A 15,680-nucleotide genomic window follows, 5' to 3' on the forward strand; every position below is an offset into this window, starting at 1 on the left:
CAACATGCCCATTACGAATCGATTTTCTACCACCACTAACGGCGCACTCGCTATTACAGGAAACACTCTCGGCTTAAGTAAAATTAGTAATCAAAACCGTGCTGGTACAATCGGGGCAATTGGTGCATTTATAACTACGAATACGGCTTTACAAGTAACTACTTTTCCTGCTGGTACAACATTAAACTATACACAAAATAGTTCTACTGCTATTTTAAATATCCCTGCTGGTAGTACTATTCTTTACGCAGAACTTGTTTGGGGCGGGAATTATTTATCTCGTGACCAAAACATTACGAGTGTATTAGGGAACCCAGTTTCTTTCACAACACCTGTGTCAACATACTCAATTACCCCTTCAGCTATTACAGCTTCTAATCAAACATTTGTTTCTGGATCAGTCACATTTGGGTTTTATACACGATCCGCAGATGTAACGTCACTCGTTCAAGCTGCTGGATCTGGCTCTTATACAACCGGATCTGTTCCTGGACTTGTTGATCCTTTAGACGCTTCTAATGGAGCAATTAATTCAGCTGGGTGGACGCTCATTGTCGCTTATCAAAACGGTTCCTTACCTGCAAGAAACTTAACAATTTACGTAGCTGGTAACCGCGTTTCTGTAGAAACTGGTAGTGCAGATGTATCTGTCTCAGGATTTTTAACACCTGCAGGAGGACCTGTAAGCGGGAGATTATTTTTAAGTTCTACTGAAGGAGATGCTGATTTAACCGGGGACCAAGCTTTATTTGGCCCAAACTTTAGTTCATTAAATGCTTTATCTGGGCCAAACAATGCTGTTAATAATTTCTTTGGTTCTCAAATTAATAATGCTACAGGGAACTTAGATACTACTGGAACATTTGGTACGCGAAACCAGAGTGCCTCTACAGGTACAAATATCTCCGCTGGAAGGCAAGGTTGGGACATTACTGCCATTGATATTTCTCCTTATTTAACAAATTCCCAAGTCTCCGCCGCAATCCGTTTAACAACGAACGGTGACGCATATATGCTCAATACAGTCGGTTTACAAATCAATATAAATTCACCTAATATACAAGCAACAAAAAGCGTAAATAAAAGTGTTGCTACAATTGGCGATATTCTAACCTATACAGTTACTGTTCCTAACACCGGGCTTCTTCCTGCAAATAACGTTACTTTTACAGACATTCTCCCTAACGGCACTTCCTTTATACCTGGCAGTGTAACGATAGATAATGTACCACAAACAAACGCAAATCCAGCCGCTGGTATTTCTCTTGGAACAATTAATAACAACGCTTCTCGTACAGTAACTTTCCAAGCGACTGTCGTTTCTCTTCCAAGTCAAAATCCTATCTCTAACACTGCTAATATTACCTTTCAATATACACCAATTGCTGGAGGAACAACTTTTAGCGGTATTGCAACAAGCAACTCTGCTGGTACACAAATTAACCTAGCAGATATTAATGGAACAAAATCCGTTAACAAACTATTTACCGATATTAGTGAAACATTAACTTACAGTATTTCCTTAGCTAATATAGGAAATATCGCTGCAACGAACGTTATATATACGGATCCAATTCCTAGCGGGACTACTTTTATTCCTAATAGTGTAACTGTTAACGGAGTAACTCAAGCTGGAGCAAATCCCGCTAATGGTATATCAATTGGATCTATTGCTGCAAATTCTACTGCTACTATTTCGTTTCAAGTATTCGTTCCTTCTATCCCACAAACAAATCCAATATTAAATAGTGGCACCACAACTTACCAGTATATCCCTATTCCAAATCAACCAGCAGTAAATGGGTCCGATGCAACAAATACCGTATCTACTCAAGTGAATAATGCTACTGTAACTATGGCAAAAGCAGTAGATAAAAACTATGCAGATATTGGCGATACACTTACCTATACAGTTTCTTTTGTAGGTACAGGGAATACGGGTGCGAACAATGTTATTTTTACGGATATCATTCCTACTGGAACAACTTTTGTCCTAAACAGTTTAACAATAGATGGCACTACACAAGTTGGCGCAAATCCGGCTAATGGTGTGAATATCGGATCTATCCCAACTGGCACGACCAAAAATGTTTCATTTCAAGTAGTAGTAAATACAATTCCTCCATCAAACGTCGTATCTAATGGATCGAGCGCTTCTTATCAGTACACTGTCAACCCTAGCCAATCACCCGTTACAAAAAACATTTCTTCTAATCTCGTTTCCACTCAAATTAACAATGCGAATTTATCATTAACAAAATCTATGAATAAACAATTTGCCACAATTGGCGAAACTATAAGTTATACAATCCTTATTTCAAACAGTGGAAATACGCCCGCTAATAACGTTCAACTAACAGATCCACTTCCAAATGGAACGATATTGACTCCAGGTACTGTAACGCTAAACGGTGTTTTACAAAATGTAACTTCTCTTATTGCCTTACCTATCGGTACAATTCCTGGCGGAGCTACTTTCACCTTATCGTTCCAAGTAACAGTCATCAACATCACCTCCCAAAATCCTATCATTAACAACGCTTTCGCCTCTTATCTATATACTGTAAATCCAAGTCTGCCACCAACTTCAAAAACAGCAAATTCTAATTCTGTCTCATCAACAATTAGACTAGCAAATCTTCATGCTATAAAATCGGTAGATAAAACGTTTGCGGAAGTTGGAGATGTATTAACTTACAACTTTGCTGTTACAAACGACGGAAACGTTGCAGCGAACAATGTATTACTATCTGATTCCATTGCGAATGGTACTTCCTTTGTACCAGACAGTGTTATGATTAACGGTGTTACTCAGCCGGGCGTTACACCAGCTAGCATCAATATTGGTAGTATCAATGCTGGCAATACAATTACAGCTTCATTCCAAGTATTAATAACTAGCATTCCAAATCCAAATCCAATTTCGAATAGCGCTTCTATTTCCTATAACTTTATTGTTGATCCAAACGCTCCACCAGTAAACAAAAACACCACTTCAACTACTACATTTACTCAAGTAAATGATGCAAATGTTATTTCAGCAAAAGCAGTCGATCGCTCTTTTGCTACCATTGGAAATATATTAACTTATACCGTTATTTTAACGAATACAGGAAGCGTCTCTGCTGATAGCCCTACTTTCATAGACATAAATCCAGATGGTACTACCTTTATCCCAAACACTTTCCTCATTAATGGTGTGCTCCAAAATAACGCAGATCCAAATATCGGTGTCCCGTTGCCTTCTATTCCTGCTAGCGGATTAATTACTGTTTCTTATCAAGTAACTGTCACTGCTTTACCAGTCCAAAATCCAACAACTAATTCATCCAGTACACAATATAGCTTTATTCTAAATCCAGGTGATCCACCAATTATAGAAACATCTTTAAGTAACACTGTAAGTACACAAATTAATTTAGCAAATGTAGTTATTGTCAAGCAGGTAGATTTAACTATTGCTGATGTTGGGCAACCAATCACATATACAATTGCTTTAGCTAACCCTGGAAATACTCCAGCAAATAATGTTGTTGTTACCGATATAATCCCTACTGGCACCACTATCGTACCAAATAGTATTTTTATAGGTGGTGTTTTACAGCTAGGTGCGGATCCAAGTGTTGGTCTTCAAGCCGGTACAATTCCTGCTGGTGGCTTTACAACGATTATTTTTCAAATAAGTGCAAATGGGCTACCTTCACCAAATCCAATTCAAAACAGCGCTTCACTTCAATATAGCTTTATCGCTGATCCAAATTTACCTGCTCTTGTTAGAAACGCTACTAGCAATATAGTAACTACACAAATTAATACTGCTAATATCGTAGCGAATAAATTAACAAGTACAAACTTTGCTGATGTCGGTGATAGCATTACGTATGCCACTGTATTAACAAATAACGGGAATATTCCGGCTACTAATGTTATTTTTACGGATGTTATTCCAAGTGGTACACTTTTCATTCCGGATAGTGTAGCAATTGATAATGTACCTGTAGCTAATGTTAATCCAGCAAACGGCATCTCCATCGGTACAATTGGAGCAAATTCCTCACGTACTGTTTCCTTTCAAGTGAATGTACCAGCTATTCCATCCATTAATCCAATTACTAATCAATCAGGCACTACTTTCCAATACACGTACGATCCATTAAAACCAACTGTAATGCAAATGACTTCTTCTAACACTGTACAGACTACAATTAATAACGCTTCTATTTTCGCTACGAAATCTGCAGATAAACAGTTCGCCAACGTAAATGATATTATTACGTATACAACTACCTTAACGAATAGCGGGAACACACTTGCATCAAATGTAATATTTACAGATGTTATTCCAAACGGAACATCGTTTATCCCTAATAGTGTAACAGTAAATGGTAATATTCTCCCTAATGTAAATCCAGCAAACGGGATCGCAATTGACCCAATAAACTCCAATACAAATACAACAATCTCATTTCAAATAAAAGTGAATTCCATCCCTAGCCCAAATCCAATCCCGAACCAAAGTAATACAACGTATCAATATGTCGTAAACCCTAGCTTACCTCCAGCATCCGCCAATGCGTTAAGTAACTTAATAACAACTCAAATTAACAATGCTACTATTGTCGCTACTAAGTCAGTGAATACACCGACAGCTGCAATTGGAGATATCGTTACCTATACGATTGCAGTTACAAACACAGGAAATATCCCTGCTAGTGCTACAGTTTTAACAGATGGACTTGGAGCAGGAGCTTCATTTATCCAAAATTCCGTAACTATCAATAATGTTCCACAACCAGGATTAGATCCATCACTTGGTGTTCACTTAGCAGATATTCCGCCAGGAAATACTGTATTTATTACTTTTGAAGCACAAATTTTAGCAATACCACCTAGTGGCACATTAACAAATAATGCCCTTGTAAATTATGAATATACAGTAAATCCAAACCAATCACCTGCTGTTGGTAGTACAATCACAAATACGACGGTTACTCCAATTATTGATGCTACTCTATCTATAAATAAAACCGTCAATTCAACATTCGCTACTATTGGAGATACACTTACTTTCACTTCAACCGTTACTAATTCCGGTAATACTACCGCAAACAATGTTATTTTTACAGATTTAATTCCAAATGGTACAACGTTTATCCCAAATAGTTTTACAGTAAATGGAACAACCATTCCTAATGAAAATCCACAAAATGGTATCAATATCGGTAACATAAATTCAAATGCATCAGTTATACTCAGTTTTCAAGTAAACATTACAACGATTCCAAGCCCTAATCCGATTCCTAACAAATCATCGATTCAATATAGTTTTATTGTAGATATAAATGAACCACCTGTTTCACGAACAGTTAAATCCAATAAAACCTTTACACAAGTAAATACTGCTTCCGTTATCGCAACAAAAACTGCGAGCAGTGCATTTTCTGCTGTTGGAGATACAATTACGTATACAACTACTCTCACTAATAGTGGAAATACTACCGCAAACACACCTGTTTTTATCGATATATTACCACCTGAACTTTCATTCGTTCCCGATAGCGTACAAATTAATACCATCCCACAACTCGGATTTAGGCCAGATATCGGAGTTCCTTTAGACCCAATTCCAGTTGGAGGATCAATAACAATTAGCTTCCAAGCTATTGTCGGTTCAATACCCGCTTCAAACCCTACACTGAACCAATCTAGCACAACATACTCTATCATTGTTGATCCTACTCAGCCGCCTGTTACAGAAACGGCTACTAGTAATCCGGTCTTAGTTCAAATAAATGAAGCAATCATTCAAGCAACGAAAAGTGTGGATCGACTATTTTCTGACGTTGCACCTGGAAATTCATTTTTAACGTATACTGTTTTATTAAAAAATATAGGGAACGCGACTGCTACTAATATCACTTTTACAGATTCGATTCCAAATAATACAGTATTTATAGAAGATAGCGTTCGAGTAGGTGGAGTTTTATTACCTGGAGTAAATCCAGAAAATGGGATACCAATTGGGGATATTATTGCCGAGGATTTTATAAATGTCACATTCCGTGTGCAAGTAGTTAGTATTCCAAATCCAATTTTCACAATCGGACCAGGCGGACCAAACTCACCTGTTATAAACGGTGCTTCTATTAATTATCAATTTATGACAGGACCGAATTCACCACTTGTTTCACGAAATACAACCTCCAACTCTGTTTCTACACAAATAAATTCCGGGGAAATTGCACTAGTTAAATCCTCAGATAAAAATTTTGCAACGATTGGCGATACAATTTCTTATACAATTACATTAAGTAACCCTGGAAATGTCACTTCACAAAATATAATTTTCACAGATATTTTACCTGACGGAACGACATTTATTTCCGGGACTCTTACAAACGATTCTGGTACACAACAAATTGGAAATTCAGCTAGCGGGATACAGATTGGAAATATAAACCCAAGTGGAACGGCCGTTATTACTCTCAACGTACTTGTTACAAATATTCCAAGTATAAATCCAATCTCTAATTCTAGTTCTATACAATTTCAGCATATTGTCGATCCAAGTCAACCAGCTATCACACAAACCGCTTCATCTAATACCGTTACTACAACAATAAATAGCGCAATATTAACTACAACAAAAAGTGCTGATAAATCTATCATTTCTGTTGGAGATACGATTACGTATACAACTACTATTACAAACACAGGGAATACACCAGCAACGAATATAACATTCACAAGCGCTATTCCAGCTAATACTACATTTATACCAAATTCAGTTACAATAAGTGGAGTTCAGCAACCTGGTGCGCAGCCCGCACTTGGAGTAAATATACCAAATATCGCACCTGGTGAAACAGTAACTGTTACTTTCCAAGTAAATGTTATTTCTATTCCTCCTTCAAATTCGATTATGGGTAATGACACAATTTTATATTCTTATACTGTTGATCCAAACGGAACTCCTGTTACAACTTCTACTTCAACTAATATCGTTACAAACCCTGTACTAGACGCTATGATAACATTGGTAAAATCGGTCGATCAAACGCTTGTAACACTAGGTGATACCATTACCTATACGACAATTTTAACGAATAACGGTAATACAAATGCGACAAATATTACTTTCACTGATCTTATACCAGATGGTACAACGTTTATTGCTGATAGCGTTACAATAGATAGCATCACACAAATCGGACTCAATCCTAATACAGGTATAACGATTGGATCAATTGCTCCTAACAGCTCAATATCTATAGCATTTCAAGTTAGCGCTACTTCTACACCTGTTCAAAATCCGATTGCCAATTCCGCTACTGCTTCTTACTCATTTATCGCTGATCCAAATGCACCGATTGTTTCAAGAAATGTTACTTCAAACACAACGTTTACTACAATTAATACAGCTACCATTCTTTCATCGAAACAAGTTGATAAAGCATTTAGCAGCATCGGAGATACACTCACTTATACTATCACTTTAACAAACAACGGCAATTCCTCCGCACAAAATGTTATATTCACAGATACCGTGCCGAGCGGAACTACATTTATTGCAAACACATTTTCTATTAATGGAATTCCTCAAAGTGGTGCGAATCCAACGAACGGTGTAAATATTGGGCCTATAACAGCTGGGTCTACAGTGAATGTTTCATTCCAAGTAAACGTGACCTCATTACCAACTGAAAATCCAATTGTAAATTTCTCATCGACATCGTACCAATTAGTCTCACCACCTGATGCAGAAACTTCAATTAGTAATCCTGTTTCAACGCAAATTAGAGAAGCGATATTATCCATGACGAAAAATGAAAGTGTATCCTTTGCAGATATTGGGCAAACTGCTTTTTACACTTCTTCTATTGCCAATGTAGGCAATACCGATGCAACTAATATTGTATTCACAGATGTATTACCAAGTGGACTCACATTTGTTCCTAACACATTAACTGTCGATGGCGTTTTACAACCGAATGCGAATCCAAATACAGGTGTATTACTTGCAACACTTCCACCAAATGAAATATACAGTATCGTCTTTCAAGTTACGGTTAACAGCATTCCATCTATTAATCCAACACCGAATACAGCATCAACGACATATGAGTTTATTGTTGATCCTGTTAATCCTCCAGTATCGAGTTCAGCTACTTCCAACACTACGCTTCTTCAAATAAACAACGCAAATATTATAAGTACAAAAACAGCAGATCTTACTTTTGCGGATGTTAGTAATACAATAACATTTACACTTAACCTCCCTAATACCGGGAATGTGACCGCAACTGATGTTACCGTTATCGATATACTTGATAGCAATTTAACTTTTGTTCCAAACAGTTTCACAGTTAATGGGCAAACCATTCCAAACGCTGATTTATCTACTGGTGTAAATATAGGTTCCATTAATGGTGGTAATACGGCAATCGTCACATTCCAAGCAACTGTTACTACACTTCCAACACTGAATCCAATATCTAATTCTACTTCAACCGCATATCATTACGTCGTTGATCCTAGCCAGCCACCTATTACAACTTCCAATCAATCTAATACAACGACCACACAAATTAATAGTGCTATCCTTACTGCACAAAAAAATTCAAATGTATCAACGGTAGATATCGGGCAGGATATCGTCTACACCGTTACAATTACAAATAGCGGAAATGTTAGTGCCACGAATGTTATTTTTACCGACCTTATTCCAGACGGAACTTCCTTTGAACCGAATAGTTTTACACTTAACGGAATTAGCATCCCAAATGCAAATATCATTACAGGTGTTCCAATTGGTGATATCGCGCCAAACCAATCTGTCATCGTAGCATTTCATATTAACGCCAATGAAATCCCGCCTATAAATCCAATTTCCAACCAAGCTAGCGTTAGCTTCCAACATATCGTTAATCCAGCAAATCCTCCAGTTTCAAAAAATATTACTTCTAACAACGTTACAACAAAAATTGAAAGTGCTATTTTAAACACTATTAAAATAGGAGATAAAGCTTTTGCAACTATCGGTGATACGATTACGTATACAACTACTATTACGAACACAGGAAATATTCCTGCTAACAACGTTGTTTTCTCAGACCCTATACCATCGTGGACACAATTTGTTACAGGATCAGTTGTTGTTGATGGCACTCCATTACCATCCGCTTCTATCATTGGCGGTGTTGGCATAAATACGATAAATCCAAATCAAATTGTAACAATCATATTCCAAGTTCAAATTGTAAGCAATCCAACAACGTTCACACCTGAACTCCAAAACCTAGGGTTTGTTAACTTCCAATATAACGTAGGAAATGCATTACAGGCTCAGCCTGGCAATGTGGAAACGAACGTGTTCGTTACTTCTATTAATTCAGTAATACTTTCAGCTTTAAAAACGGCTAATACAGCCTTTGCAAATATAGGAGACACAATCACTTATACAGTTTTAATTCAAAATGGCGGAAATACAACTGCTACGAATCTAAATTTCTCAGACCTGATTCCATCAGGAACGACCTTTATTGAAAATAGTTTTGCAGTAAATGGAAGTACCATTCCAGGGGCAAATCCAAATAACGGAGTTAATATCGGACCCGTTAGCGCGAACAGTTCCTTAACTGTTACTTTCCAAGTCATAGTTACATCTATTCCACCTTCAAACCCAATTACAAACGTTGCATCTATTCAATACGCATTCATTGTTGACCCGGTAGCTCCTCCTGTTACAGGCACAATAAATTCTAATAGCGCTTCAACACAAATTAATAACGCTACTGTTACAACTGTTTTAGAAGCAAATCGAACAATCGTATCCATCGGAGATATAATTACGTATACAGCAACATTAACAACTACCGGAAACTTCCCTGCAAATTCTGTATTGCTCATAAACGGAGTTCCTGTAGGTGCAGTATTCGTTCCAAATAGCGTTACGTTAAACGGAATTTCACTTCCAGATGCAAGTCCAACTCTCGGTATTCCAGTTGGTATTATCGCACCAGGTGATTCTGCTACTATTACGTTCCAATTTCTTGCAAGTTCTATTCCACCGCAAGGGGCGATTATAAATCAAGCCATTACAAGTTACACGTTTATTGTTGATCCAAGTCAACCTCCAGTTACAGCAACATCCTCATCTAATACGGTTAATACAGCTGTCGTTGATGCATCGTTATCCGTAATTAAAAATACAGATTCTCTCGTACAATCTACTAACGGTACAATCACTTACACCGTAGTCGTTCAAAATAATGGCAATACAACTGCAAATACAGTTACTTTAACAGATTTGGTCCCAGAAGGAACTGCATTTATTCCTAATAGCGTGACCATTAATACCATTTCAGTTCCAGGTGCCGATCCAAACGTAGGAATACCATTAAACTCCATTGCGCCGTCAGAAATCGTCACCGTCACATTCCAAGTTATCGTTCAATCCATTCCAGGCGTGAACCCAATTTCTAATACAGCCCGTATTGACTATACTTTTATCGCTGATCCAAATGCTCCTATCATCTCTCGTACAATTACGTCTAATCCAGCAGTCACACAAATTTCAGATGCGACTATTCTTTCTTTAAAAGCAGTCAATGCACAACAAGCAACAAATGGCGATATTTTGACCTACACGATAACATTAGACAATAACGGAAATATCTCAGCAACTAATCTCTCATTTTTAGATTCTGCTCAAAATGGTACTACATTCGTAGAAAATAGTTTTACGCTTAACGGAACAACTATACTTGGTGCCAATCCAAATCTAGGTGTCACGCTTCCTAACCTTGCAGCAAACGCTACTCACCTTATTTCGTTCCAAATTCTTATTAACAATCCATTCTCGCAAGAATCGATTACAAATCAATCCAATACAACATATACAATTCAACCAGACCCAGGGCAACCACCTATTACTGAAACATCTACAAGTAATATCGTCATTACAAATTTCGTGCAAGCACAATTGACAATTATAAAAACCTCCAACCCAATAACTGTAGATATTGGAGGAACTATACTTTATATTTCTGAAGTAAAAAATATAGGAAATGTTGACGCAATAAATATTATTTTCACAGATTCTATTCCTGCTGGGACTACATTTGTTCCAGATAGTGTCACAATTAACGGTGTCTTGCAGCCAGGTGTAAATCCAGAAAACGGAATACCGATTGGAACGATTTCATCAAACGGTTCCAAAACGATACTATTCCAAGTGCAAACAAACAATCCACCTACTGAAACCGAAATTGTAAATCAATCTTCTGTAACTTACCAATATGTAAGTATTCCTACAGCTCCACCAGTGAATCGCTCTGCAAATTCTAATATTGTTACAACATCGATTCAAAATGCAAATATTATTTCTGTTAAAGTGGCGGATGTAACTTTTGTATCCATCGGGCAAAATATTACCTACACAAATACACTACAAAATATAGGAACCATTCCAGCTAACAACACTATATTCATTGATAACATCCCAGAAGGTACTATATTCATTGATGATAGCTTATCAATAAATAATGTGATTCAGCCTGGCGCGAATCCTGAAAACGGAGTAACTCTTGGCACGATACAACCAAATGCAACAGTCACTATTTCATTCCAAGTACAACTTACCAGTATACCTCCCGGCAATACTGTCATTAATATTTCAGACACTTCGTATGAATACCAAATTGACCCTAGTTCTCCAATTATTCAGCGCAAGTCGTTATCAAATGCAGTAAACACTGAAGTGCGGACGGCAAATATTAGTGCAATTAAATCCGCCAATAGATCCATTACACGCATCGGTCAAATCATCACATATACAGTCGCAGTTACGAACTCTGGTACAGTGCCTATTACGAATGCTCTCCTAATTGACGCAATTGCAGCTGGAACTACATTCGTTCCAAATAGTATCCTTGTAGATGGCATACCAAGACCTGACGAAAATCCAATTACCGGAATCGCCCTTGATATAATTCTTCCAAATCATACGATTATTGTTACGTTCCAAGTAAATGTAGTCTCTATACCTTCTCAAAATAATATTAATAATATCGCTGTCATTCACTATGAATATCAACTGGAACCAAGCGCACCACCAATTTCAGAAACGACCTCTTCCAATAGTACAAATATACAATTTATTGATGCTATTCTTATCGCTACAAAATCCGCTAATAAAGTGTTAGCTAATATTGATGAAACCATTGAATATACAGTATTCATTCAAAATAACGGATCTACTACAACTAACTCCATCTTTTTTACAGATACTATAGCGGATGGAACAGTATTTATTCCAGGAAGCGTAATAGTTAACAATACTGTACTTCCTGCAGCAGATCCGAATATCGGCTTTTCCATCCCTAATATCGCGTCAAGTCAATCGACAACAATAACATTCCAAGTTTCTGTTACGAATTTACCAGCTGTAAATCCAACACCTAATACTGCAAACATCGTCTACGACTTTATTTTTAACCCTGACTTTGCACCAATTCAAAAATCTACTACTTCCAATACCACTTTCGTTCAAATTAATGATGCTGATATCATTTCACTTAAAACTGTTGATTTGACTTCTGTAACGATTGGTGACATTTTGACTTATACAACAACTTTAACGAATACAGGGAATACGGATGCTACTGCTGTTGTATTTACAGACAATATTCCTGATGGAACAACCTTTATAGACGGTAGCGTTTTAGTAAATAACATTCCGCAGCTTAACGCCAATCCAAGTACCGGTATACTTGTAGGAACGATTGCTCCTGACATTTCTATCCCAGTCACATTTTCTGTTACCGTTGTAGCTCTTCCAGCTAGCGGTCGTATTCAAAATCAATCTACTTCCCGCTATACAATAAATGGGGAAGAGCAAATATCGACTAGTAATATTACCTTCACTGAAGTTATTTCTGCTAATGTAATTGCGACAAAAACAACGCCAATCCAATACGCTGACCTACAAACTATTATCCCTTATACAATTTCCATCATAAATAACGGAAATATACAAGTGGAAAACATTATTGTTACAGATATCATCCCAGCAAATACGAGCTTTATAGAGAATAGTGTTATTGTGAATGGCAACGCTCGTCCAAATGACAACCCACTTAACGGTATACAAATTGATAACATTCCGCCTAATACGGCAGCAACTATTCTATTCCAAGTACGGGTTACTTCCATTCCGCAAACAAATCCAATCTCTAACACGAGTACAATTGAATATGAATACACGGTACCAGATAGGCCACCTATTACCGAAACAATTATTTCATCAGCTGCCGTAACAGAAATTCATCACGCGAATTTGAATAGTAATAAAGCTGTTAACCTTGCATTTGCAACGGTCGGTGATACGTTAACGTATACGATTACACTAAATCAAACTGGTAATGTTTCAGCAAATGATATAATCATTCAAGATATTATTCCTCAAGGTACTACGTTTATAGAAAATAGCGTTATTGTAAACGGTGAAACTCTTCCGGGAGTTAATCCAGTAAGCGGCATACCAATTGGTACTATAATTGTAGGTGGAGATGCTATCGCTTCATTCCAAGTAACTGTGACTTCTATTCCAACACCAAATGAACTCAGCAACAAAGCAATTACTACTTTTAACTATATAGTCAACCCAAATAACTTACCTGTTACAAATACGACTACAACAAATACTGTCACAACAACTGTCCAAAATGATAATGTCGTTGCTATAAAGTCTGTTGATGTCACGAATGCCTTACCTGGTCAAAATTTAACGTATACAATTACAATTACTAATAGCGGTAATGTGACGATTGAAGATCTTCTTGCCATAGACACCGTACCAGTAGATACAACTTTCATTACTGGTAGTGTTACGATTAACGGAATCAGTCAACCTAGTGCAAATCCGGAAAATGGTATTACATTAGGAAACCTTGCTCCTAATGAATCTGTTGGCATTACGTTCCAAGTAACAATATCTTCTTCGACTCTTCAAACTGCTATCAATAACGATGCTTCTGTTTCCTATACTGTTACCATTGATCCGAATGAACCGCCTATTACAATGACAAAGCAAACAAATACCGTTACAACAACGATTGTTGATCCAATGGTGCGCATTGAGAAAAACGCTGACAAATCTTCTGTCGTTATAGGAGATATTATTACATTCACATTAGAGATATTTAATCGTTCCCCAATTCCTACAGTAAGTACTTCCGTTTTAGATATGATTCCAGCTGGAACAACATTTATAGAAAACAGCGTAACAATTAACGGTACTACGGTTCCAAATGTTCGTCCAGACACTGGTATGAATATTGGCGCTTTACCTGCAGATGGAGTAGCAACTATAACATTTCAAGTTCTCGTCACTTCTATTCCTTCAAACAGTACAATTATCAATTCTGCAACAGTTACAGCTGCTTTCCAATTAACACCACAAGATCCGATTATTACTTTCATTGTTAATTCAAATATTGTCCGTATACCCGTTCAATTCATAACTGCAGCAGTAATGAAAACTGCTTCCGTCAGCTCAGCTTATTTAAACCAATATTTTGATTATACGGTGCGTATTACAAATACCTCGAAATTTTCAATTACAAACGTTTCTTTACAAGACACCATTCCTGCAGGTTTACGATTTATTGGCAGATCCGTTATAGTTGACGGCATATCACTTCCTTTAGCTGATCCAAATTTCGGATTCCTAGTTGCAACTAACTTTGAACCAAATGAAGTAATTATTGTGTCATTCACAGTACAAGTAATGGATCAACCAGTAAACAATAAATTTATAAACACCGCTAATATTTCCTTACAACTTCAAACATCTCCTGCCGAACCACCTATAACAATAACAATTGTAAGTAACGAAAACATCGTCTCTTTCCTCCCGCCAAATATAGATCGTGTTTTACCAAACTTAAGTTGCTTCTTTGACGGTGAACGCTTTATACGAATTACTCCTCGGAACATACGAAAATATTTCGGGCCTTGGATTTGGTGGAATTAATTCAAATAAATAAAAGAGATTGTAGTTTGATTTTAGCCAAACTACAATCTCTTTTTCATGCCATAGGCTCCGCTTTTCTCTTTTGAATTTAGTCCATCACATTTTCTAGAGTTCGTCCAAAATTATACAAATAATGTATTATCTTACGTTATTTTAGTCGTAATAAGCTGACCAGCTTCATTAATAGTAACTTTCCATTTCACTCCACTAGCAGTCTTCATAATCACACCTTTACTTGCTTCTAGTTCAATATCTCCAAACATTCTTCCACCAGTTGTCGCTAGCCAAGCATTCCCATTTTCCATAGAAGACCTTGCAAAAATACGATTAATCCGAAAACGCTTATGGTCTTGAGCATAACCACTCAATGTAATTCTTACTTTATATAACTGACTAGCCTTCATATTCGATATAATTGTATCTCCAACATTTAATGGAACATCCGCCGCAATAACCCAACTACCCTTTGCACTTAATACATATTCTATTTTAATTTTCTTAGGGCTCTCTCCCCACCCAAAGTATATCCCAAAACAATTCAACATTTTAATCGGATTTTTCGTAAAGTCCAGTTCTTCATACCTCTTCATCGCTTGACATCAACTCCAAATGAAATGATCATAATGATTTAAAAGGACATCAT

The 15,680-nt window shown here is 37.0% G+C and carries 1 protein-coding gene and 1 pseudogene; one reads left to right on the forward strand and one right to left on the reverse strand.

Annotated features, from left to right (window positions below; genetic code table 11):
• Nucleotides 1–4: 4 nt before the first annotated feature.
• Entirely contained in the window at nucleotides 5–15,037 is a 15,033-nt protein-coding gene (locus KI356_RS00825; protein ID WP_212934571.1) for a CLIPPER-2 domain-containing protein, read from the forward strand.
• Nucleotides 15,038–15,180: 143 nt separating this feature from the next.
• Here KI356_RS00825 and KI356_RS00830 read toward each other — a convergent pair.
• Nucleotides 15,181–15,612, reverse strand: a pseudogene (locus KI356_RS00830) (hypothetical protein); the annotation flags it as partial.
• Nucleotides 15,613–15,680: the final 68 nt, after the last annotated feature.

This window comes from Bacillus hominis (genome assembly GCF_018332515.1).
Classification (GTDB): Bacteria; Bacillota; Bacilli; order Bacillales; family Bacillaceae_G; genus Bacillus_A; species Bacillus_A hominis.